This window comes from Brevibacillus sp. HB2.2 (assembly GCF_013284275.1).
GTDB classification, from domain to species: domain Bacteria; phylum Bacillota; class Bacilli; order Brevibacillales; family Brevibacillaceae; genus Brevibacillus; species Brevibacillus brevis_D.
In genome coordinates this window covers 19,763-42,626 of record NZ_JABSUV010000034.1, presented here as the reverse complement: position 1 = coordinate 42,626, position 22,864 = coordinate 19,763, and the positions used below count along the sequence as shown (strand labels likewise).

General features: G+C 49.2%; 18 protein-coding genes. 4 read left to right on the top strand and 14 right to left on the bottom strand.

The window, feature by feature from the left end; all coding sequences use genetic code 11:
- Window positions 1-61: 61 nt before the first annotated feature.
- Entirely contained in the window at window positions 62-1,090 is a 1,029-nt protein-coding gene (coxB, locus tag HP401_RS21920; protein WP_016741454.1) for a cytochrome c oxidase subunit II, read from the bottom strand.
- 336 nt (window positions 1,091-1,426) lie between these two features.
- On the opposite strand from coxB, the gene HP401_RS21915 reads away from it, so the two are divergent.
- Complete coding sequence (locus HP401_RS21915) at window positions 1,427-2,263, top strand: oxidoreductase (protein ID WP_173606549.1); 837 nt, start codon at window positions 1,427-1,429, stop codon at window positions 2,261-2,263.
- A gap of 55 nt (window positions 2,264-2,318) precedes the next feature.
- On the opposite strand, the gene HP401_RS21910 is transcribed toward HP401_RS21915, so the two are convergent.
- From HP401_RS21910 to HP401_RS21885, 6 genes are all read right to left on the bottom strand, one after another.
- On the bottom strand, window positions 2,319-2,669 hold the full coding sequence (locus HP401_RS21910; RefSeq protein WP_064201612.1) for a DUF2512 family protein: 351 nt from the start codon (window positions 2,667-2,669) through the stop codon (window positions 2,319-2,321).
- A gap of 47 nt (window positions 2,670-2,716) precedes the next feature.
- On the bottom strand, window positions 2,717-2,992 hold the full coding sequence (locus tag HP401_RS21905; RefSeq protein WP_217366181.1) for a hypothetical protein: 276 nt from the start codon (window positions 2,990-2,992) through the stop codon (window positions 2,717-2,719).
- The gene (locus HP401_RS21900; protein ID WP_173606548.1) at window positions 2,973-4,154 is read right to left on the bottom strand and encodes a Ger(x)C family spore germination protein; all 1,182 of its coding nucleotides are present in this window, start codon (window positions 4,152-4,154) and stop codon (window positions 2,973-2,975) included. Before HP401_RS21900 ends, HP401_RS21905 begins: the two co-directional genes overlap by 20 nt.
- Before the next feature lie 35 nt (window positions 4,155-4,189).
- The gene (locus tag HP401_RS21895; RefSeq protein WP_173606547.1) at window positions 4,190-5,698 is read right to left on the bottom strand and encodes a spore germination protein; all 1,509 of its coding nucleotides are present in this window, start codon (window positions 5,696-5,698) and stop codon (window positions 4,190-4,192) included.
- 141 nt (window positions 5,699-5,839) lie between these two features.
- A complete protein-coding gene (locus tag HP401_RS21890) occupies window positions 5,840-6,484 on the bottom strand; it encodes a SurA N-terminal domain-containing protein (protein WP_015893246.1) in 645 nt (214 codons plus the stop codon).
- A gap of 109 nt (window positions 6,485-6,593) precedes the next feature.
- A complete protein-coding gene (locus tag HP401_RS21885; protein ID WP_015893247.1) occupies window positions 6,594-7,013 on the bottom strand; it encodes a hypothetical protein in 420 nt (139 codons plus the stop codon).
- Window positions 7,014-7,230: 217 nt separating this feature from the next.
- Here HP401_RS21885 and HP401_RS21880 point away from each other — a divergent pair, with 217 nt between their 5' ends.
- Together HP401_RS21880 and HP401_RS21875 are read left to right on the top strand one after the other, a co-directional pair.
- On the top strand, window positions 7,231-7,974 hold the full coding sequence (locus tag HP401_RS21880) for an ABC transporter ATP-binding protein (protein ID WP_142496931.1): 744 nt from the start codon (window positions 7,231-7,233) through the stop codon (window positions 7,972-7,974).
- A complete protein-coding gene (locus HP401_RS21875) occupies window positions 7,971-9,110 on the top strand; it encodes an ABC transporter permease (protein ID WP_173606546.1) in 1,140 nt (379 codons plus the stop codon). Before HP401_RS21880 ends, HP401_RS21875 begins: the two co-directional genes overlap by 4 nt.
- 324 nt (window positions 9,111-9,434) lie before the next feature.
- Here the strand turns inward: HP401_RS21875 and HP401_RS21870 are convergent, their stop codons facing one another.
- On the bottom strand, window positions 9,435-11,159 hold the full coding sequence (locus tag HP401_RS21870) for a methyl-accepting chemotaxis protein (RefSeq protein WP_173606545.1): 1,725 nt from the start codon (window positions 11,157-11,159) through the stop codon (window positions 9,435-9,437).
- Window positions 11,160-11,365: 206 nt separating this feature from the next.
- Window positions 11,366-12,130, bottom strand: coding sequence for a class I SAM-dependent methyltransferase (locus HP401_RS21865; protein WP_173606544.1), 765 nt, complete (start codon window positions 12,128-12,130; stop codon window positions 11,366-11,368).
- A gap of 231 nt (window positions 12,131-12,361) precedes the next feature.
- Here HP401_RS21865 and HP401_RS21860 point away from each other — a divergent pair, with 231 nt between their 5' ends.
- Complete coding sequence (locus HP401_RS21860) at window positions 12,362-14,512, top strand: multicopper oxidase family protein (protein WP_173606543.1); 2,151 nt, start codon at window positions 12,362-12,364, stop codon at window positions 14,510-14,512.
- 38 nt (window positions 14,513-14,550) lie between these two features.
- Here the strand turns inward: HP401_RS21860 and HP401_RS21855 are convergent, their stop codons facing one another.
- From HP401_RS21855 to HP401_RS21835, 5 genes are read right to left on the bottom strand one after another with little or no spacing between them, the layout of a single operon-like run.
- On the bottom strand, window positions 14,551-17,394 hold the full coding sequence (locus tag HP401_RS21855; protein WP_173606542.1) for a VWA domain-containing protein: 2,844 nt from the start codon (window positions 17,392-17,394) through the stop codon (window positions 14,551-14,553).
- Window positions 17,384-19,255 carry a vWA domain-containing protein gene (locus HP401_RS21850; RefSeq protein WP_173606541.1) on the bottom strand — a complete coding sequence of 624 codons (1,872 nt, stop codon included), beginning with the start codon at window positions 19,253-19,255 and terminating at the stop codon, window positions 17,384-17,386. The genes HP401_RS21855 and HP401_RS21850 overlap by 11 nt, the downstream gene beginning before the upstream one ends.
- A 16-nt stretch (window positions 19,256-19,271) precedes the next feature.
- On the bottom strand, window positions 19,272-20,153 hold the full coding sequence (locus HP401_RS21845) for a DUF58 domain-containing protein (RefSeq protein ID WP_173606540.1): 882 nt from the start codon (window positions 20,151-20,153) through the stop codon (window positions 19,272-19,274).
- Entirely contained in the window at window positions 20,150-21,133 is a 984-nt protein-coding gene (locus HP401_RS21840; RefSeq protein ID WP_173606539.1) for an AAA family ATPase, read from the bottom strand. The genes HP401_RS21845 and HP401_RS21840 overlap by 4 nt, the downstream gene beginning before the upstream one ends.
- Before the next feature lie 30 nt (window positions 21,134-21,163).
- On the bottom strand, window positions 21,164-22,861 hold the full coding sequence (locus HP401_RS21835) for a coiled-coil domain-containing protein (RefSeq protein WP_173606538.1): 1,698 nt from the start codon (window positions 22,859-22,861) through the stop codon (window positions 21,164-21,166).
- Window positions 22,862-22,864: the final 3 nt, after the last annotated feature.

The following is a 22,864-nucleotide window of genomic DNA, read 5'->3' as shown; positions in this document are numbered from 1 at the left end:
CCTTTTTAAGCGTCACTGCCTATGACGATTGTCAATGCAATAAGTTTTATGAGGTTTTACTTTACTTTTTCTCGCTTACGCTCAATGTCTCCATGTACTCTACAAGTGCTTTCACTTGGTTGTCATCGAGGTTGAGGTTAGGCATTTTGTTGCCTGGCTTGATTTTTTGCGGATCTTTCAGCCACTCTGCAATGTTTTCAGGCGTATGTGCTTTGATACCTGCTACACGTTCGCGATCTGCAAAGTTAGTCAGGTTTGGCCCCATCTTACCGCCTTTACCTGCCACAGCGTGACATCCTAAACAGCTCTTATCAAAGATTTGTTGACCTTCTGCAGCCAGTGGAGAAGTTGCCGTTACAGGTTCTTTTGCCTGAACGCCCTTCATGTTCGCTACCCAAGTGTCAAAATCTGCTTGTTCCTTTACTTCTACCTTGAAGTCCATCAAAGCATGGGAGGCTCCACAGAGCTCTGCACATTTACCGTAGTAAATGCCTGCTTTGTCTGCTTGCAGCCACATTTTGTTTTCTTGCCCTGGGTTTGTATCGATTTTACCGCCCAATGCAGGAATCCAGAATGCGTGCTTAACATCAGATGCTGATAATACGAATTGAACCTTTTTACCAACCGGCAATACCAAGTCTTGTGCAGTCGCTACTCCAAGATCAGGATACTCGAATTCCCACCAGAATTGGTGAGCGGTAACCTTTACTTGAACTGCTTCCTCTTTCGGGTACTCCTTGTGCAGTGCGAAACCAGTAGTAACAGTCGGAATCGCCATGATGATTAGGAGCAAGAAAGGAATTACCGTCCAAAGAATTTCAAGTGCATGATTTCCTTCGACCTGCTTAGGAATGCCTTGCTGTCCGGGACGCTTACGATAGCGGATAAGGACGTACGTAAAGATCGCCATAACGACAATGAAGACGCCGATCATGATAGCGGAGGACAGCTTCATCAGGTCAAACTGCATCGCAGCTACCGGACCAGAGGGCTTGAGCGCTGAGAGCTCATCCTTGCCACACCCGGTTAACACTAGCGCCAGCAGAGCAAACAGGGAAAACTGACGCCAATACTGTTGCCAACCCTTCATACCAATGAACCCCTCTTTCTTCGTGTTGGTAACGTTCTAGCCACGCCTATAACTAGAAGTTTTCGTACTTTTCTATCTGCTTAAAGAAATCGCATACAATACCATTCACAACTATAATACCCAAACGTGAAAAGTATTAGCAGCCATTCCAAAAACAAACAGCAAAGTAAGGGGCAGTATTGCACACTTCTACCCAAGCGTGGTAACCATTTAAGTATACATAAATTTTCCTTAATACAAAGGCTATTTGTTATGATTTTGTTAACAAATTTATGAACAATTTTGTGAACATTGCAGTTAAATTCTACCATACTATACATTTTAAAGGAGAATTCTATGCAAAAAAGACCAATTGCACTAGTCACTGGTACCTCAAGTGGCTTTGGTAAGCATGCATCGATCGCTTTAGTCAAGGCCGGTTTTCAGGTAATTGCTGCTATGCGTGATCCAGCAAAAAGAGACCCACTTGACAAATTGGCAAGTTTACATATAGATCTTGACCATCTGGAAGTCATTTCCCTTGATGTTACGAATTCGGAACAAATTCAGGAGGCGATCACCTCCATCATTGCAAAACATGGGCGCATTGATTTGTTGATAAACAATGCTGGCTACGCGCTGGGTGGCTTTGCTGAGGAGATCTCTTCTGAAGAATGGCGCAAGCAGTTTGATGTAAATGTGTTTGGGCTGATCGACGTCACTCGGGCAGTCTTGCCTTATATGCGGCAGCAACAAGCTGGACGAATTATAAACGTAAGCAGCATTAGTGGGCGATTTGGTTTCCCCGGTCTCTCGCCGTATGCCGCATCCAAGCATGCAGTCGAAGGCTTCAGTGAATCGCTTCGCCTTGAAATGCTACCCTTTCAGGTTCAAGTCGTCCTTGTTGAGCCCGGCTCCTTTCGTACAGCCATCTGGGAGAAAGGAATGCAAGACCAACAGCTTGATGAAGACTCTCCTTACGCCTCCCAAATGAAGCAACTGATACGTCACGTAGAAGCAATCATAGAGAAGGCACCTGCCCCCGACGCAGTCATCTCGACGATTGTCCATGCAGCCACCACTCCCAAGCCGCGATTCCGCTACCCTGTTGGCCGAGGCGTGGCACTTACGATCGCCGCAAAAAATTGGCTTCCGTGGTCATGGATTGAGCGAATCGTGACAAAGCGATCGTAATGGTTTTTCCATAAACAAAACACACCCCCAAGGAGTGTGTTTGCACGTTGAACAACTATACACTTTCCGTTCGTCCTGTGCGTATCAGCCAAACATGCTGGATATATTCTGCTACGCCAAAAAATATCGCAACAAAACCGGCCCCGATTGCAGCGATTTGAGCCGTCGGCAAAAACACAATGCTTCCATAAACGATCAAAAATCCGATAATCAAGTCAAACATGGTCGTAAGCCAAAGACTCCCTGCTGTAAGGATCGCCCTATCTAAAAAATATCCGGCGATTGCCAAGACAAATCCGACTCCGACAGACTGATATAGATTAGCGAAATTTACTTCTGGAAAGAGAGCATCTGCCAAAACGACCAACAACGGACTAACGAGCAGCTTCATCAAAAGACCGTCCACGTCTATTTACTCTCCTTTACTGGGGGTGTACTCAGTATGCCCCTCGTTTACTTCAGCCATGTCATGAGGCCGTCGTATACGGGCTTGTAAACCATTTCCACCCAATAAACAGGATTGGGAACAACCCCTTTTTCAGCTCCTGCGTACAAGCCAACACTGATGACGAGCAACCCGAGAAAGACAGCGACCTCTTTACGCTGCCGCTTCCGAATTAGTCGGGGCAGCTCGTATGCACAAACGATTATGGATATAACGATGACAGCAAATGTCGAGATACAAACTCCCCCTGCCCCTGTTACACAATCACCTTTCTTCAAAGGCATTATTGATGGTTCCTAAACGTCTGATTTTCACATCAGCTTTGACATGTACAGGCAGCTTGGAAAATCCCTTTTCCCAATTGCTCCCTATCTTCTTCCATACCTTCGGGTATTGCCGATGAATCGCTTCTCCGAATCCATATATGTCTACTCCATTTTTCTTGGCATTGGCAATGGCTTTTGTCGCCAATGCTTCCAGTGATTTTTCTGCCTCTTTTTCCAGCTCCTTGATCGTATCCTCCTCTGTCAGATCGAGCTTGCATTGCACTTCGCCAATATCATTTTCCAAACCGATGTGAACGTTGACTTCAGGCGTGCCATTTTTCATGGTAGCCTCGATTTTCGCGTCGGCGTACATGACTTCCATCGTCAAGAGTCCTCCCCCCTTGCAAGGCATACTTCCAACCGTGCTTTTTACTTTGCCTGTAATGTAACTATAGGCTTTGCTGTCCGCTTCACTAAGCCAGTTAATCATCTTGTCTCCCCGGAAAGTAGCCAATGTCGTGTATTGAAGAAGCACGGGGGTATCTATTTGCTCGACGTTATTTCGTTGGTCCCCCTCACTTGCAGGTCCGGTTAGTCGCACGCCTGTCAAAACGGCTTCTTTCCCTTTGCTGGTAAAGTCAGTAATCAATTGATCCATCGTAACGGCTGCGGTAGGCGCCCATACTTTGGAGGATGTCTCTAAAGAAGCAAACATTTCTGTAGAAGGGATTTGTTCAAGCGGTGTGATCACTCTCAGGATGTTGCGTGCCGTCGTTCCTCTAGCGATGGCAATATAAAAGTCAGTCCGAAACTCATGGTCACGCGAGACAAAATCGATGACAGGAGCGATCCCTTCCCTCGCGACCTCCTCGCCAAATATGAGCATCCGCGTGTGGGCCATATAAATTTTCCGAGGAGAGATCGTGGTCATTTTCCGCACAGCCTCAAAAATCGTCGGAGCGTTCATCGTAAAGAGAGTAACAGGTGCACGTCCAGGCTTCCCCTTGTTGGCCGCGACCTCTGCAGGGTCGACTACTTGAACCGAAACTTGATAGCCTGTTTGCACTTTATCAATACCAATCCCGACCGCAATCGCCAAATCGTTCAGTTCTTTTCGATCCCAACAACCAGCTAGGATAATAACGAGCACGATGCAGAGAAGAACTTTTATCCCTTTCACTGGTGCCCACTCCTTTACATGCTGTGGAAAGTCTCTTACTTTTGCGGTGGTAATGGCTTTATCCCTTTAGATTGGCGTCGCAAATTGTTTTTGGTAATCGATTGAGGACGTTTGTCCAAGGCCCAGCGTGGCAAGCGAAAAATCGTGTCTCTTTGCTCTTTCAAGGAAAACGGAGCAAATGATTCCATATACGGTACGCCAAACGAGCGCAAACTGCATAAATGCAGCACCAAGGCTAGCATCCCTACAATAATTCCGTATATACCAAAAGAAGCAGCCAACACCATCAGTGGAAAACGAAGAATCCTCACGGTAATCGACATGTTGCTCGCTGGGAAAATAAAGCTGGAGATCGCGGTAATCGAGACCACAATGACCATCGCTGCCGAAACAATCCCGGCTTCCACCGCTGCTTGTCCGATGACCAGTGTTCCCACGATGGAAATGGCTTGACCTACTGCACGCGGCATGCGGATTCCGGCCTCTCGCAATATCTCAAAAGCCACTTCCATCATGATCGCCTCAATAAAGGCTGGAAAGGGCACTCCTTCTCGCTGTGCCGCCAAGCTGATCAGAAGCTGTGTCGGGAGCATCTCTTGGTGGAAGGTCGTAATGGCGATATAGAGAGAGGGGGCCAGCAACGCTATAAAAAAACAGGCGAAGCGCAGCATGCGAATCAACGTACTAAAATCAAAGCGCTGATAGTAGTCTTCCGCAGAATGGAAAAACTCAACAAAAAGAGAGGGCACGGTCAAAACAAAAGGAGTCCCATCTACAAGAATCGCTACGCGTCCCTCTAATAGATTCGCTGCCACTACATCCGGGCGCTCCGAGTTAGAGATGGTGGGGAAAGGTGTGTAGGCTTCGTCCTGGATCAGCTCCTCAATCATTCCGCTTTCCATGATGCCATCGATGCTGATTCGATCCAGTCTATTACGCACTTCTTCTACCACATCTTCTTCAACAATCCCTTTCATATACACAACCGCGACTTCTGTCTTGGTTTCCTCGCCGATTCTGTTGATTTCAATCCATAGCTTTTCACTGGAAATCCGTCTCCGCAGCAGCGTAATATTGGTGCGAAGTGTCTCCGTGAAGCTCTCCCGTGGACCACGAATGACAGTTTGTGATGACGGCTCGGTGACTCCTCTATCCTTCCACTCCTGCAAACCAATATGAATTCCTTGCGAGCAGCCATCCACGAGAATGATGACACACCCAGACAGCAATGCTGTAAACAAGGTGGGAAAATCGTGTAAATCCCCCATATCCCCTACGGTCAAGATCGATTCTTTTAAAAAGGGAACGAACTCGTCCTCGCGTATCCCTTCCCATTCCTTCAAGCGCATTTTGTATAAGAGACTGTCGATTAAGACGGCTTGTACCAGATACGAATCAACCATGCCATCCGCATACACGACAGCTGCCCGAACGGGTTCTAGGTTATGTAGGACTACCTCTCGAATCACAATGTCATTGCTGTATCCGAGCGATTCTTTTATATAGTGAACGTTGTCGTCTAGGCTGCAACCAATCTGAGCCATTCGGATTGCTCCTCACATCGGCTATTATGAACACAGTTTCTCCGATTGCCCCCATTGCTAAACAAAACGTTCATGACCGTTATCACAGAAAAAGACCTCGCACTCATGAAAGAGGACAAGGTCTTTGGGTATAAGTTCTACTTATGGAGCAGGTATTTGTTCTTCACCTGGCACTGATGGATCGTCAAAGGAAGGGTCGTTCCATTCTACTTTGTGTTTATCCTGAAGCGTATTTAACCAGGTACCGTAGTTCTGACTGCGATTTTGGTCAGTCAGCATCATCTTGATCTGATCTTTGACTTTATCAAACTCAGGTGCTGGTGAACCCAGCTGTGCTTTATTTGTATCATAGTAGGTTTTGATTTGCTCCTCGGTAACCGGGAATGCTTTATCCAACAACTTATCCCGTGTCATGAGCACGTTCAACTTATCCCGCAGTTGGGCCTCAGTCATTCCCATACTCTTCAAGTAGTTTTGGAATGCCTCAGGTGAACCTACCTGTTTTTTCATCGAATCAATCTCTTTATTCATATCTTCTTGCGTCACCGCGACGTTTTGCGCCTTGGCTTCCTGCTTGATTAACGCTTCCGCAACAAGTTCATGTATCGTTTGTTTTCCGTACGTTTTCTTCATTTCACCGTAAAGCTGATTTTGTGTAATCGAGGTATCGCCAGCTGTTACCAATACAGGGTCATTGCCTTTTGCCCATGATTGATAAAAACCTAAAACAGCTAACCCTGTTACTAATATGGCAACCGTAAGCATGGAAATATCAAACTTCTTCACTTGGATATCCTCTCTTTCTATAATCTGCCCTCCAAGTATAGAAAGAAGTTATGGTAGAAAAATGGAAAGCGCATTACACAACTTTTCCACATTTTAAACATATTATGCGCTACATAAAAAATCGGGTAAAAAAAGAGGAGAGAACGGAGGCGATAACAGGACCTAAAACTGCCCAAACCTGTAGAAAGCGTTCTTGTTTCCTGTCTTTTTCTACTTCCATAAACTGAGCAAGTGCTTCCTTGTCCCGATTTTCATTAGACAGCAATTGCAGGATAATATCTTTGTCTTTTTCCGTCTTCTCTGCTTTCGTTTCTAATTCAGTCTGCAGCTTGTTCAAAACTTGCAGTACATCGTAACGCACATCCTCCATGCGTCCCAATCGATGTTCAATTCGTTCCAACCACTTCGTGACGACTAACATTTGTCCCTCAAGCTGATCGATTCGTTCTTCGAATTTGTCTAATTTCAAATAGATACGTTGGATATGCTGATCTATATCTTTCTGATTTTCATACGGTCCTGCTGTCATAGATTCCACCTCCCCCGTCCGTCCTTTATACTACTTGTTTATGTATCGGTGAGGAGCATTGCCTGTACGGTTATCCCTCTCTGTTCAGTCTCGTGTAAAAAAGGCGGCAAACAAATGTATTTCCAAATCCTGAATTCAGCTAAAATAGAAGGAAGACTATCTAGCATTTCTCTCAAATAAACGGGGACAAAACCGTTTATCCATAAAGGAGGATACCATGACAACCTTGTTGGAGGTAAAAGGGGTAACGGGTGGGTACTCTTACAACCACGCTGTAATTAAAGATGTCTCCTTTCACATACGCGAAAAAGAAATTGTGGCCCTAATCGGGCTGAATGGCGCAGGCAAAAGTACGACAATCAAGCATATTCTAGGACTCTTGGAACCCATCGCAGGTGAAATCAGCATTGCGGGGAAGACTTTTCAATCTGATCCGGAAAACTATCGCTTGTCATACGGGTATATTCCTGAGTCCCCCATTTATTACGAAGAGCTTACGCTGTGGGAGCATATCGAGTTAATGGCCATGAGCCACGGGTTGGACCGGGAAGTTTTTTATGAACGAGCACGTCCTCTCTTAAAAGAATTCCGCATGGAGGAAATGAAAGATCGATTTCCTCAGCAGTTTTCCAAAGGGATGCGACAAAAGCTCATGATCATGATGGCGTTGCTCGTACAACCGCCTCTGTACATCGTAGATGAACCGATCCTGGGTCTGGACCCGCTGGGGATTCGTTCTCTTCTCACGTGGTTGAACCGTTGCAAGGAGCAAGGGGCTGGCATTTTGATGTCCACACATATTTTGGCGACTGCCGAAAAGCATTGTGACCGATTCATCATTTTGCATAAAGGCGAGATCAAAGCCCAAGGAACGCTTGAGGAGCTTCGGCGTATGACAGGGCTCCCAGATAGCTCTTTGGACGACATATACTTACATATCGTAGAGGATGACGGCCAGTGAAAATAGACGTTGATCAATTATTTCGCAAACGGTTCCATGCCTTTTCCGTAGAATTCATTCGGTATGCCCAGTACATGGCGAATGGCGGTTTAGCGTTTGTTGGGATCTTTTTGATGGGGTTGCTCGCCTTCTACTACCGCAGCATCATCGCGATGATTCCAGCCTGGTTCCCTTTGCCGTATGCGATGGCGCTCGTGATTGCAATCGTCGTGGTGAGAAGCCCCCTACGCACGTTTTTGCTGGAAGCAGATTTGCTTTTTTTGACTCCGCATGAAGTAAGACTGGATCGCTATTTCCGAAAGGCGCTCATTTACAATTTTGCCATTCAGGGCATGGTGGTGTTTATCGTCCTGCTCCTGCTCATGCCTATGTATACAGGGGTCGTAGGCGCACAAGGTGTGCAGCTGTGGGTATACTGGTGCATTCCCCTGCTCTTGAAGGGCTGGAATATTTACAGCAATTGGACGTTCTTACGTTTGCCAGATCAGCAGAAGATCGGATCCTATACACTCGCTCGATTTGTCTTTTCGTACATCCTCCTTGCCTGGGTATTGAGTGAAGGCCAATTCTTGCGCTTGGGTAATGTCCCATTTGGTGTTCTGATCTGCGCTGCGCTCTTGATCTGGCTCCATTCGCGAATGTTGACTTATAAGAAAAGACATTCTCTACAATGGTATCGCCTGCTGGCCATCGAAAGCGGCTTGCGTCACCGCTTTTATCAGTTCGTGAACAACTTCCGGGATGTCCCTGCCATGCAGCACCAAGTGAAATCACGCTCGTGGCTCATTACCTTGACGAAGCTGCTGCCTTACCGTCAATCAATAGCAGGACATCATTTGTTTACCAAAAAATTTATTCGCTCTGGTGACTTTGCGGGCACTTATTTCAGACTGCTCCTGCTGTCAGCCTTCGTCGTTCTCATATTGCCCAGCCCATATGCGAAAATCATTGCCGGTCTGCTCTTTCTCTTCATGACTGCCAGCCAGATCAGCAGCCTCTGGCGACATCAGCAAAAGCGCAACGGATATGCAATCTTTCCGATTCGGGATGGGCAGATGAGACAGGCTTTTAGCTGGCTGCGCATGGTGCTATTGGGTGTGCAAGGTGTAGTTCTTGTGCTCATTGGAATTTTGTAGTGTAAGCTTGCCGTTACATGAAAAGCCGCGTGGAAGAAGCGCATTTCCAGTCCAAGCGCCTCTGGAGCCCGACAAAGCGGAGGGCTGAATGGAGGGAGTGATTTTAGCTTCAACTCTGCGAATTCCTCATCGAAACTTCTACTTTTGAAGCGGCTCCCGCCATTCAGACCGGAGCGGACAGTCTTCCCCCCTTGCGAGGCGGAGGCCGAAGCGTAGACTGGAAATGCGCTTCTTCCCTCCACTACAGCTACAAAAAAACAGCTCTTCTTGGCAACATCCTGCCAGTAGAAGAGCTGTTTTTTATTTATTGATAAAGTAATCCATCTACAGTCGGAACGTATCCACCTTGCTGCGCAGCTCTTGAATGCTGTCTGTCACCTGCTCCGTTTCAGACACGAACTGATCAACGTTTCCACTAACCTCATGCATCGTAGCAGATACCTCTTCGGTGGCTGCTGCTGTTTGTTCCGAGATGGCAGTAACCGTCAACACGGATTCATTCACCTTGTTCTGACCTTGCTTCATCGTCTCTACACTTGCCATAACATTCGCAAGCGACGTCTTCAAGGTATGCGTCATGTCAGACAGCGCCGTAATGCCTTGTGTAACGGAATCCAAACGCTCAGTACCCGCATTGTAGCGATCCAGCGTCGCATTTGTCTTTTCCGTAGCTTGTCTTACCTGATCTTGAATGTCTTTGATGCTCTCCTGAATAACATGAGTTGCCGCACCTGTCTGTTCAGCCAGCTTGCGAACTTCTCCCGCTACCACAGCGAAGCCTCTGCCTGCTTCGCCAGCACGCGCACTCTCGATGGCTGCATTCAACGCCAACAGATTGGTTTGTCCAGCGATCTGCTGAATTGTTTCAATCACGTCGTTAATTCGGCTCGATTTTTCTTCGAGAATCGCCATTGTATTTTGCACTTCATGAAATTGTTTGTTCGTCTCTGTTCCATCTGCCAAAAACTCTTGCAATACCTTATAGCTACTCTCTCCGATATCAGACACGCGATTGGATACTGCATCCATCTCGTCAATCGCCGTATTTAATTCAGACAGCTCGCTCAAGAATTCTTGCACCGTTTGCACCGTCATCTCCATCGCAGTTGCTGTCTGCTCATTCCCTTGGGCAATCTCTTGGCTGGTGACCACGATATTTTTGTTTTGCTCGCGGACAGAGTTGGCACCTTCCCGAATGGAATTCGCCATGGTGTCGATATGCTCCGTAGTCTCTTTTACTCCGCCGATGATTTGACGCAGCTGAGCCGTCATCTCACCAAAAGCAACGACAATTCGGCCAATCTCGTCTTTTTTGTTGGAAACGGAAATCTCGGTAGACGTGAGATCACCAGAAGCAATACGCATAGACGCTTCTTGTACAACCTGCAGTGGACGTAGCATCTTTTTGATCAAGAAGAATACAGCAACCAAAGCAATAATCGTTACGACGATCATAGCGATGATGATCCGTGGCATGGTTTCATCTAAAACCTGATCATTAATCTGCTCCACTTTGTCTGCCGCAGTATCTACACCTAGCACAGCAATCACTTGACCAGATGGATCTTCAATCGGTGCGAATGCACTCAGGTAGTCCCCGTACACAGGGTCTTTGACAATTGGCGTACTGTTCGATCCGCCTGCCAAAACAGGAGCGATATCAGCCATGCCGGTAGAGGACGTCTCTTGACCGATTGCTGATGCTCCCTCTGCTCCCTTCGCCATTCCATCCACCATAATCTTTACCTTTTCACCGTCTGTATGAAGAATATAAACATAAAGGGCACCGGTTTTTTGCGTGTACTCAAGCAACGTATTTCGGATCGACCAGTAGTCGTCAGATTCTTTTGGCTGAGATATAAATTTCGCTATCTTCTCTGAGTCAAGCCCTTGGGAGATATGCAATGCCGTGTTGATGCTTGAGCGCGAGAGTGTTTTTTCAACAGTAGCTACGCTGTTTTCGTAAATCATGATAATATTGATTGCCATCATGACGGCAATGATCACTGCTACAAGAGCAACGACCCGTGTTGCCAAGCTCTTACTCATCCTGTTTCACTTCTCCTTCGCCGGTTTCGATATGTGTAATGCGGACCACCCAGGAGCGGACGCTTTGTTGCGGGAGGGTTTGCCTTTTCGTAAAAGGATCAGCATTGCTGTTCTCACACGGTGTTACTCGATAAAAAAAGCACCCAAAAAGGGTGCTTTTCCTAAACACTCCCTACCAGTCTTATCGACAATCGGTAGTGATTTAATTAGGACTTTTGTTGGGCAATCACGAGAAAGCGATGGGTAGGAATATCGATATAACCAGCCGCTTCGATTTTTTGGTGCAGATCGAGCAAGGCTTTAGCGTACTTTTCTACAGTAAAGTCGCGAATCTGCCACTCGATAGCCTTCAGGTAGTAAACAATGGCACCTATGTCGTAAAAACGCGAAAAGCTCACTTCCTCTCTTTGCTCCACAATCGTAAGACCACCTTCCTCCAGTTCGTTCACTGCATAGGCTAGATTCCAGTGCAAGTAACCTGGCGGAATGGGAGCGTCCAGCAAGCGATTCAGCTCGAGATTGTCTTGACCGCCTACTTGCTGGGTAACAAATGTGCCCCCTGGCTTCAACAGACGCTTTATTTCAGAAGGCAAATAAGCTTCATGTCGATTGATAATCAAGTCAAGTGACTGATCCTCAAAAGGCAATATTTCTTCCCCGTCTACCGGAAACACACGAACACCCAGGGGCTCCAGATTGGCTTTTGCCACCGCTACATTCGGCTCATAGCCTTCTGTCGCATACGTTTCCAAAGGGAACGGCGCAAGCGTAGAAAACAGTTCTCCACCACCTGTTCCCATTTCCAGCATAGAGCTGATCCCATGCATGTTCTTTTTCACGAGGTTTACATAGTTCCAGCCAAGTGGTGCATCCTGCATCCTGCCTGTCGCAGTCAATCTGGCAAAATCCCACCCAGCGAATGGTGCCTCTACTTCCTCTTGAAAGCTTTTGATCCAATCCTTCTTTTCCATGTCTGCTTCTCCTCTCGTTTATATCAGTCTGTTCGCGTCCAAACCAGACGAGGCAGGAGGAGCTCGGGAGCGTTGTTACGTTTGTACAAAATCAAAGGACATGAGTAAAAGCCCCCTCTCCAATATACTTCTCCGACTTAAGGCGGAGTGAAAATACTGCCCCAGTACGTTTGGTCCTCGGCCGTTTCTCTATATCATTAGTATCGAACTAGTAAACAGGAGGAACTGATCATGGCTGATTTTGAAGTGCTTGCCGGGATTCATCAAGGATTGTTTCTGGTCCTTCTCATCGTCATGCTGGTCCCTACAATCATGGCAAACCAGCTCGTCTTCCGTCCGACGAAACGGGCTTTCATAAGCAGTGCTCGCATCACTTTATGTTTTTTATGGTCGGCCCTTTTTGTCTTTGCAGGGCATTTGGTGATGACGTGGGTTTTGTTTGAATCCTTTGGCTGGCTTTACATAAAGGATAAGCTGCTTGGCTTTTTACCTTTTATTTTTGTTCCATTGCTTTTCTGCCTGCTCTCTACTTTCCCACGACTGTGGGAGTTGGCCGGAAAAGGAGGCAGAGATTCGAGACAGTCACAAGTAGATACGGATTATACCCGAATTTTGTTACAAGAGAAAAATGTTCGACCTGTAAAAGCAAACTCCCCTGACCTAAACGACACGTTAGATGCAGAGTGGCGAGGAGACGCATCTTGCCCCGAATTGCTCGTTCCGTTGCAAGCTACCGTCTTGGGTTGTCTAATTGCACTTTTCCTTCAAGTCTTTTTTCCTGCTGTTACGTTGGAACCGTCCATTTTATTTCTTGCTTGGGGTGTATTATTAGCTGGGGTCTCCCTGCTTTGGATTCAGCAATCCTGGCAGCATCAATACCACTCCACTGCGGAAAACTGGGTAAAACCGCGCCGTCTACTCCGCTTCATCCGTTTTGCCGTGTTGTTCCTGATGACCGCTTTACTGGCAACGATCTGGGGAAATCAAGCGATGATAGCGAGCCGCCTTCCCGACCATCCATCCTTGGGAGCTCAGAATCAGGACGATCACGCTCTCCCCGATTTCGTTTTCCCTGTAAGGGCAAGTGCCTATTCGATGCCTTCCACAGAGAAACCTAGAAGTATCGATGTATCAACAAAATCAAACCAAGAAAACCCTGATCGAACGTTTTCGCTGAACGCACAGAAAACAACCATCCGTCAGGCATCAGGCAAAACCGTAGAAGCATGGACCCTGAACGGACAATATCCAGGACCTGAGATGCGTATGAAGCGAGGTGAGCTCGTCGAAATCACCCTGCTGAACAAGGATATATCCGAAGGGATAGACATCCACTGGCATGGCATGCAGACTCCCGCTAGCAATGATCGCCTTGCAAAAGGAGAAAAATCTGTGTTGCGTTTTCGTGCAGAACAAACAGGAACGTATTGGTACCATTCTCATCAGCAAATTCCTGGGCAAGTAGTGAACGGTTTATTCGGTGCACTTGTGATCGAGGCAGCCGATGCTACGACTACAGGCAAACCCATCCGCGAAATCGCCATGATTCATCACAAAGATGAAAAGGCAGGCGCGACGTTAAACGGCTCAGATACGCAGAAAATCGAAACAGTTACTCCTGGCACAACGGTTCGCCTGCGCTTTATAAACGCAGAAAATGCTCCTGTCACCTATTTGCTGCAAGGAACTCCTTTTCAGGTAGTAGCGATAGACGGAACCGAGGTAAACGAACCGAATTTAATTGCCAATCAAGCCTTGCAACCGGGTGGAGGCGGTCGATACGACATTCAGTTTACGATGCCGAATCGTCCCGTGCTATTTGCTCCAGCTGCCAACCAGCATGACAAGGGGCTGCTCTTAAGTCCAGACGGGTCCAAAGATGCTGTACCCTTCTTAAACGCAGAGCTTTCCGTCTTTGACCCTGCACGTTACGGTAGTCCGACTGCCCTTCCTTTTGATCTCTCTTCCCATTTTGATCGGGAATATCAACTGCTCATTGATAGTCAGTATGGTTTTTATGACGGTAAATTCGAGCGATTGTCGACTGTAAATGGCGACTTGCTTCCTGATACCCGGATGATGCTTGAAGAGGGCGATCTCATAAAGCTAACCTTCGTCAACCGCAGCTTCCAAGATCAATCGCTGTATCTGCACGGCCATCACATGCTCATCTTGAGCCGGGACGGCAAAAAGGTTACAGGAAGTCCATGGTGGACGGACACTCTCCAGATCGCGCCGGGTGAAACCTATGAAGTTGCTTTCCGCGCGAATAATCCTAGTGTATCGATGAAAGAGAACCTTCCTAAAGATGAAACTGCTTTTGGTATCGCAGTCCCGCTCGTGTATGAAGAGCATCTCCAAAAAGAAAACAGCAGTCCGTAGCGATTCTTTCGCCAGGCTGCTGTTTTCTGTTTTATCTATTACCGAGACTTTTTCCGGTTCTTGGCCGCCAATAGTCTGTTTAGCGCTTCGTCAGGCTGTGTTTGCTTCTCTTGTTTCTCTTTTGCCTGCTCGGTCTTGACTGCCGCTGGCTTCACCCGATTTCCAGCCGTTCCTACCGGATGAATAAGGGGAGCAGATACGACTTTCTGGTCATCTGTCCGCTCTTCGCGTGTCCGTCTTGTTGCAGAGCGTTTCTCGCCGAGGCGAGACAATACTGCCTGTTGTTCAGAATCGGCAGACGGGGACTTGCGCAATCTCCATAGACTGGATAGCCTTGCCCACCATTGATCCGGCAACTGCAGACGACGAACGGCGATATCGATCGGCAGCAGCAACGCCGCCAACATCAGTAACCACTCACTGATTGACTGTGTGTCCCATTTATCGGGAAGCGTGCCACCAAAAGCTTCTTCCGGCTTGATGATCTGATTCCCTCCACCAGCACTTAGCCACTCTTGAAGACGCTTCTCACCATCGGCATGTATTCCGTATTCCGGTGAATAGGAAACGGTCAAGCCTGTCGTTTGGCTCGCCGTGACTTGGCCTCGATTTTTTTGTGAGATTTGAATCATGTAAGTGCCCGGATCAGCCGTCTCGAATTCACCCTCCATAACACCGGGAGCAACCGGCTTAAGCTTGATGACTTCTCGCTTCATCTCTTGATTGAGAACGACTGCCTCCATCTCTTGAGGCATGCTTTTACCAGCTGGCATCGTTACCTTCACATTGCCTTTGGCGCCGTTCACGCTCGTGGTCGTCTTCCAAGCGCCTTCTGTAATTTGCGGGAAAGTCCATGCCACGATTTCGTTCCACAGACGGCTGTTTCCTCCCCAAGCCACCCAGTCCGGTGACCACTTCCCTTCCAGATCACTCGTCCAGGCGACAGAACGCCCCAGACCGTACTGCCAGCGGGAGAGAATCGGATCATCGTCAGCACTCATCAAGGATGATTCGGCTGTTTGCTTCGGTGTTGTTGCGATATACGCACGCACCGGAGGCAATGCTTGCTTCAGCGTCGGCCAAGCTCCCAAGCCCGTATAGCCTGGTACTTGAGGCTTCTCCACAATAAACGTGCGGCTGGCTAAGGCTGTTTCTTTACTGAAGATTTTTGGGATGGATTCGGCATCATTTGCAAAATAGTATCTGCCTTTTCCTAACTCGGCAATCATCTCCAGCAGCCCCCTATCTGAGTCATCTCCCAGCGCCACTGTTGAAACAGTAATATTTTCAGCCGTCATTTGTTGGAGCAGGCCCTCGTAATCGTCGTCGAGTGCAGACTGCCCATCTGTGAGCAAGATCACGTGCTTGCGCTGTGTGTTCATCGCCTTTACACGTTCGTAGCCCAGCTCTAAGGCAGGGAAAATATCGGTCCCACCATCCGCTTGAATTCTGCTGATCTGCTGTTGGATTTCATCCAGCTTCGTGACAGATTGTGGAGCTACGACATCCCATGGTGTATCGTCAAATGCGATCACCCCGATGTAGTCCTGTGCATTCATCATGGTTGTCGCTCGTATCGCGGCTTCCCTAGCCAGTGCCATCTTATCCGCACCTCTGGCATCAGAGCTCATACTGCCCGACTTGTCGATGACCAGCTGAAGTCCGAGCGAAGGGAGCTGTTCCTTCCCTTTTAAATCCATGTGAACAGGTAATGCCTCTTCGATTGGTGTCTGGAACCAGCCACCCATACCAAAGCTATCTTTACCGCCTGTCATGATCAAACCAATGCCCAAATCACGCACAGCAGTCCGCATGCGTTCCATATCCGCATCAGTCATGCTCGTAGCGGGCACATCTGCCAGTACAATGGAGGCAAATTGCTTGTAGCCCTCAAGCTCCTTTGGCAGCAGTGCGAGATCGCGTAGCTCTACCTTGATATTGCCTGCTTCCAGCGCTTGAATGAGGTTGCTGGCGGCACCTGGATGCCCTTCGGCTACGAGTACAACTGGTGCCCCGGCTACCTGCGTATAGGCTGTTGCCTGATTGTTCGCCGCTACGGTATCTTGTCGCGGCTCGATTTCCACACGATAGCGATGGAAACCCTGTTGCATCGCTTTTTGCGAAAAAACGAAGCGATTGTTGCCTTTGCCAATCTGTACCGTTTGCTGACCAGCCTCGCGATTGCCTTCATACAGGCGAAGGATAGCCTCGGTCGTTATCGTACTCTCCACATCAACGGTGATGCCGTATTCCTCTCCCGCATACAGTCTTTGTGGCACCTGTACAGATGTAAGGACGACCTCATCCCCGTTTGGCTGCTGCAAGGAAACAGCCTCTACAGCGATTCCTCGCTCCCTTGCCAGTCTCGTCTGCCGTGCCGCATCTCCGCTTGTTTCCAGACCATCTGTTAGCAAAACGACTTTTCCTCTGGCATTGGTAGGAATCATGGCAGACGCCAATCGGATTCCCTCTGCCAAATTGGTTGCATTCCGGTTGACATCCACGCCCAATGGCTGTACCTCTTGGCGTGTCGTCATCGGTTGATCGACCGCCGCCTCTGCACCTATTGCAATGACAGCATACTTATCCGCTGCCTGCTTTTGACCGATCGCCTCCCGCAAAAAGGAAAGAACTCGCGGATCGTCCTTCATGGAAGCCGATCGATCGACAACAAACACAATCGTTTTCGCCTGAACAGGTGTCAGCAGTTGTGTCCCTGCCAACGCCAAAACCAGAAGGAGGAACAAGAACGAACGAATAGTAGCAATTGTTGCCTTTCTGCCTATTGGCATTTGCTTTTGATGTCGCCACCAGCTGATGATGACATACGTAACAGGAAGCAATAGCAACAGGAATAGCGGCTGTATAAAGTTAATACCCACGCTGATACACCCTCCATTCCACCAATAACACCAAGAGTGCAAAAGCTGCCAACCAATAGGTCAGCTCCTTCGTTCCCAGTGCTCCTGTTGTGTCAGTCGCTGTTGCTTCCTCACTCTCCTTTTGCTCTTCGGCATTCTTCCGAGCAACGCTCAAGGACTTTGGTGTAATGTTCGATTCTTCCTCATTCATTTGGACAGGAAAATACGTACTTTTGGTGCCTGTATCTACCTCTTCATCAAGGCGATACAATCCGGTCAGCTCCGGTAGCTGCATCGTTTTGGACGTGGCGTCCTCCGTAAGAGACTGCTGATGTCCATTCGGATACGTCAAGGTACGTGCTGTCGCTCCCGGTGAGAGTGGGAGGGTCAAGACTTCTCCCGGATGTGCCGTAGGGATTGGGGCTGTCTGACCAGGTGACAGCCAGTTGACGACATTTTGCATGAAAATCGGAAAAGCAGGACGCAGCGGGAAGTCCGATGCATGCAAATCAAATCCGATAATGACTATTCGTCGACCGTCTATGATCCCGGCTCTGACCAGATCGACATCGCCTGCGCGTACCAATGGCTTCATACCAGGCATCTCGTCCAATGCGTATCCTTTGGCGATGTGCACATCTCGCCAATCTACGTGCTTGAGCAGCGGATCATCCGGGGAAACTGGCCTTGGCTGTTGATCTAGCTCTTTTTCTCCGGCAAGCGGCAACCACTCTGTTTTCTTGTTCGGAGCAATCAACAAAAGGTTTCCTTTTGGTAGCTGGTCTGGCACGACCCCGTCAAAAACCCACAAGTCACGCGCATCAGCCGCAGCATCCGGTGCCTGCTGAATTGTTTCCACCTCAAGACTCCCGACTGTTTGCAATACTTGATGGAGAAAGCGGTTCCCCTCTGGCGAATACAACGCTGCTTTTCCTTTCCCGGCAGCGAATGGAACACTCCACATGACATTATCCTGGGAAAGTCCGTCCTGCTCCGGTTCGATGACTGCACGATAGACGCTAGACACCACCAGCTTCTGAAACGAAAATGTCTGGGAGCTGCCTGCCCCAATCGCAAAAGAATCGGTATCCAGCAACTTGTCTTGCTCATCAAAAACCGTGACTTTTCCTTTTGCAGGCATACTGCCGTGATTGTCCACCCGCAGCAGTCCCTCTACCCCTTTTTCCGTAGGTTGGGTCACAAAAACACCGATTGACGTATTCTCCCGGGTGCTTCCCATCTGCATGAACTGAAAGCTCCCAGAAAAAGCAGGGACTGCTCCATTCAGCTTGCGTTCCCCGCTTCCGTCCCCCATCCAAACCACTCCACTACCTGGTTCATTCTCTGCAATGGCTCCTGCCAAAGACAAGGCTGCGATTTGATCGGATGTCCCGGAAAAAGGCGCAAGCTTTTCGATGGCTTGCAAGAGCGGCTCTTTGTCTGCACTTTTGGAAACTAAAACATTTGGCTCACGCCCTGCCTCAATGAGGGTCATCGTCTGTCCGCTTCCAAGCTTCTCTACGAGTGCTTTTGCCTGTGAAACGGCTCGTTCCAGCCGCGTCTCGTTTCCTTCCTTCGCCATCATGCTCCCTGATGTATCCACGACCAAAATCGTATGGTCCGATGTGATTCCCTCAGTGGGCACGGCCGGTCGGATCAAGGCCAGCACGAGCAAGCAGGCAGCGAGCAGTTGCAGCAGCAACAACAGGTTGCGCCGCAGCCTTTCCCACGGTTTCACCGCTTCCCAGTTTTGCAACGTGCGCTGCCACAGGAGTGTACTAGGTATGACACGATCCTCTACTTTTCGCTTGAGCAGGTAAAGGACGATGATGGCCGGGATTATCAGCGCAAACCACAAGTTGCCCAAACCCATCCACTGCATGTTGTCTCTCTCCTCTCTAGCGAATCAAGCCGGCCTGACGAAAGACATGGAAGACAATCGATTCCAGAGATTGTTCCGCCTCTACAGACACGAAGGCGATTCCTCTTCCATAAGCAAACGCGGACAGTTCTTGTTGATAATCTTGCAAGCTCTTGTGATACTCTTCCATCAAAAGGCTGGTCAAGGATGCTTCTTTTGCCTGCCCGGTCTCTGAATCGATCAACCGCAGCTCTCCCGCATACTCGGGGGCAAGCTCTTCTTTGGAAAGCACCTGGACCAGCGTGACCTCTTGTCTGGCCGCCTGCAAATACGCGATGCCTTCCGTATAGCCTGACTCAAACAAAAAGTCCGACAGCACGATGGATGTGCCAGCTTTGCCCCTGACAGCCCCGGGCTGGCGCATTGCGGTTTGTATATCACCTGCTCCCCCTTCTCGCAGGGAAGATAGGAAGCTGAGTAAGCGATGCGCCTGGCTCTTTCCCTGCAGCCCGGTAAGTGCTGCCGTAATGCGGCTGTCAAATGCATAGACTGACACATGATCGAGGTGACACAAGGACAAATAGCCAAGAGCCGCGGCAATCTCGACAGCACGGGTCATTTTGTTCGGTTGCCCGTAGCTCATCGAACGACTGCAATCGATATACAAGTTCACATGAAGCTCGGTCTCATCCAAGTACTTTTTCAAAAACAGCTTGCCTGAACGGGCATACGCATTCCAATCGAGCTGCCGCAAGTCATCGCCGGGAACATACGCCCGAAAGTCTGCGAACTCCATGGAGCTGCCCAGCTGTCTCGCCCTTCGCTTTCCTGCCTGGCTGCCGCTGACCGCTTTGCGACTAGCCATCTGCATTCGCTCCAGTCTGGCGAGCCATGACGGATCAAGCAGGTGTTGATTCATACCTTCTGCGTCCCCAGTTCGTCCAAAATATCCATAATGACGCGGTCTGGTCGGATGCCGTTTGCCTCTCCTTCAAAATTGAGGAAAATGCGGTGGCGCAACGCTGGCAAAGCAACTGCTGTCACGTCCTCGTACGCCAGATTGTATCGCCCAGCCAGTAATGCACGCACCTTTGCCAAGGAGACAATCGCCTGCACGCCACGCGGACCTGCACCGTTGCGCACATATTTGTTCACCGAAGCAATTGCCTGTTGGCCCGGATGCGTCGCTAAAAGCAGCTTCACGGCGTAATCTAGTACCGCATCAGCTACAAGCACTTCACGCGCTGCCTGCTGAATCTCAGCAATCTGCTCGGCTGAGGCCACTTTTTCCACGGTGAACACTTGGCTCGTGGTCGTTTGCCGCACAATCATTTTCAGTTCTTCTTCGGTCGGATACGGCACGTCGATCTTCAATAAAAAGCGATCCATTTGCGCTTCTGGCAACGGGTATGTCCCTTCCTGCTCCAGTGGGTTCTGGGTCGCGAGAACAAAGAACGGCTCCGGCAGCGGACGAGTCACTCCTCCAGCTGAAACGGTTCGCTCCTGCATGGCCTCCAACAGGGCGCTTTGCGTCTTTGGCGTCGCCCGGTTGATTTCGTCAGCCAGCACGACGTGAGCGAAGATCGGCCCATGTTGGAATTGGAAGGACTGCTGTCCCTTCTCGTCGACCAACAGGATGTTCGTTCCAGTAATGTCTGTCGGCATCAGGTCCGGAGTGAACTGAATCCGCTGAAACGACAGCTCGAAGGCTTGGGATAGTGTCCGAACAAGCAACGTTTTGCCCAATCCGGGTACGCCTTCCAAAAGCGCATGTCCTCCTGCAAACACGGCCCACAGAAGTTGCTCGACCACCTCTTTTTGTCCTACCAATACCTTTCCAATTTCCTGCCTGACAAGCTCTACTCGCTGCAAGCAATCCTCAAGCGTTTGCTGCGCCATCTCCGTGTCTCCTTCCTGTTGTTGAATGATCTAAGGCTCTATTTTGCTGAAGTAATCCTTCACGATCTGTTGATAATCGCCGGGAATACTGCCTTTTTCCATACTCTCGCGGGCAAATTGCTCATACTGGCCGTAAACTTCCTCGTACGGCAGCGTTCCACCGGAGGTGACTTGTGTGTTTCCGCTTTGCTGTGACTGGGAAGGTCCTGACCCGAGTGAGCCTCCGACCGTATCAACGGGTCCTTTGTCTCCACCTATGCGATCTGTCGGGATGGTGACGAGCTCGTGTTTGCCTTTTCCTAACCCGGCGCCACCGCCTTGACCGCTTCCATTTCCATTTCCATTTCCATTTCCATTTCCATTGCCATTTCCATTTCCATTGCCGTTGCCGTTTCCGTTGCCATTACCGTTTCCAGGCTGGTTTGCCGGGTTCGCCCCTTGATTTGGGTTGGTACCTGCTCCCGGTGTCGCCGCTGATGGCTGATTGCCAGGTGACCCAGATGCTGGAGTCGCCTGTCCTGTTGCCCCAGCTCCACTTGCCCCAGCATTTCCTGCTTGTGTGCCTGCACTGGCAAGCGTCATTTGCGACTGATTGAGTGAAGACGCGGCATGTATGGCTGCGAGCATAGCTTGCTGAGATTGCTGGATGCCCGTCATGGCTTGCATCAAGCTGTTCTCGAGTGCGGTCATTGCTTGAGGCACTTGTCCTTGGGCTGTTTGCTGGGCTGCCTCTGCCAGTTGTTTGGCGATATCCTCCAGCTCCTTCGAGTTGACAGACTCTGCCTCTTTTTTCAATTGCTCTGCTGCACTTGCGAGTTCACGGGCGATCTCTTCCCGCTCTTTTTGCGGCATGCTTTCCATGGCCTTTGCCATTTGTGCCAGAGCCTCGGTCATCGCTTGTCGATCTTTCGCTTCCATCGCACCAGCCAAGACTTTTGTCCCTTCTTGATTACCCAAGCTGCGCTGGAGTGCTTGCAGTGCTTTTTCTTTGCGCTGCTCTGCATCTCTGACCTTCTCCAATTGTTTTTCCGCAGCGCGCAAGGCATTTTGACGTTCTGCCGGGTCGTCTGCTTTCGCCAAAGCCTTTTTTGCCTGCTCCAGCATTTCCTCCAGCTGCTTTTTCTGCGCGTCCGTTAAGTCTGTATTCTTTTTCACGTCCTGTTTGATTGCCTCTACTTCTTCCTCGACCTGCGCGATGGCTTTCTTCTCCACTGCTATCTGGGCCAGTCGCAAGTCTTGAGGATTCGGCCAAAGAAACAGCACCAAGCACACCAATAGCAAGCTGCTTGTGACATACACCTTTCTTTGGATCAGCGACCAGATACGGACGCTCTCCACGATTTGCGGCAAATTTTTACGCAGATGCTGCAAGGCGTCTTCCCTCTGCATACCTGCTACCATCGACTGATTCTCTTGATTCTCCCATGCTGTGACGACTCGCTGGGCCAAACCATTACCGTCTGCCACTTGTGCACATTGAAGCCAGGTTGGACGCATCCAAAGCGCGCGCACCAGACCTGTCATGACAACAAGCACTGGCAGCACAACCGCGATCCAATGGTAAAACGGAATCGGCCAGATACGGGCAAGGAGGAGGAGGATCAGACTCACCCCTATTCCCCACAAACCATAAACAGTTAGCTGCTGTATCCATACACGCAAGCCCAATTGCTTTCGAATGGGTGCAAGCAGTGACTTCAGCTCGTCGTTCGCTCTAGAGGTAAACATGGC

Coding starts and splice junctions, on each gene's coding strand:
- HP401_RS21905 (WP_217366181.1), bottom strand. CDS start 2,992: ATGCCTTTGAAGAAAGGTGATTGTGTAACAGGGGCAGGGGGAGTTTGT.
- HP401_RS21840 (WP_173606539.1), bottom strand. CDS start 21,133: ATGGCGCAGCAAACGCTTGAGGATTGCTTGCAGCGAGTAGAGCTTGTC.
- HP401_RS21880 (WP_142496931.1), top strand. CDS start 7,231: ATGACAACCTTGTTGGAGGTAAAAGGGGTAACGGGTGGGTACTCTTAC.
- HP401_RS21870 (WP_173606545.1), bottom strand. CDS start 11,159: ATGAGTAAGAGCTTGGCAACACGGGTCGTTGCTCTTGTAGCAGTGATC.
- HP401_RS21835 (WP_173606538.1), bottom strand. CDS start 22,861: ATGTTTACCTCTAGAGCGAACGACGAGCTGAAGTCACTGCTTGCACCC.
- HP401_RS21850 (WP_173606541.1), bottom strand. CDS start 19,255: ATGCAGTGGATGGGTTTGGGCAACTTGTGGTTTGCGCTGATAATCCCG.
- HP401_RS21895 (WP_173606547.1), bottom strand. CDS start 5,698: ATGGCTCAGATTGGTTGCAGCCTAGACGACAACGTTCACTATATAAAA.
- HP401_RS21860 (WP_173606543.1), top strand. CDS start 12,362: ATGGCTGATTTTGAAGTGCTTGCCGGGATTCATCAAGGATTGTTTCTG.
- HP401_RS21885 (WP_015893247.1), bottom strand. CDS start 7,013: ATGACAGCAGGACCGTATGAAAATCAGAAAGATATAGATCAGCATATC.
- HP401_RS21915 (WP_173606549.1), top strand. CDS start 1,427: ATGCAAAAAAGACCAATTGCACTAGTCACTGGTACCTCAAGTGGCTTT.
- HP401_RS21845 (WP_173606540.1), bottom strand. CDS start 20,153: ATGAATCAACACCTGCTTGATCCGTCATGGCTCGCCAGACTGGAGCGA.
- HP401_RS21865 (WP_173606544.1), bottom strand. CDS start 12,130: ATGGAAAAGAAGGATTGGATCAAAAGCTTTCAAGAGGAAGTAGAGGCA.
- coxB (WP_016741454.1), bottom strand. CDS start 1,090: ATGAAGGGTTGGCAACAGTATTGGCGTCAGTTTTCCCTGTTTGCTCTG.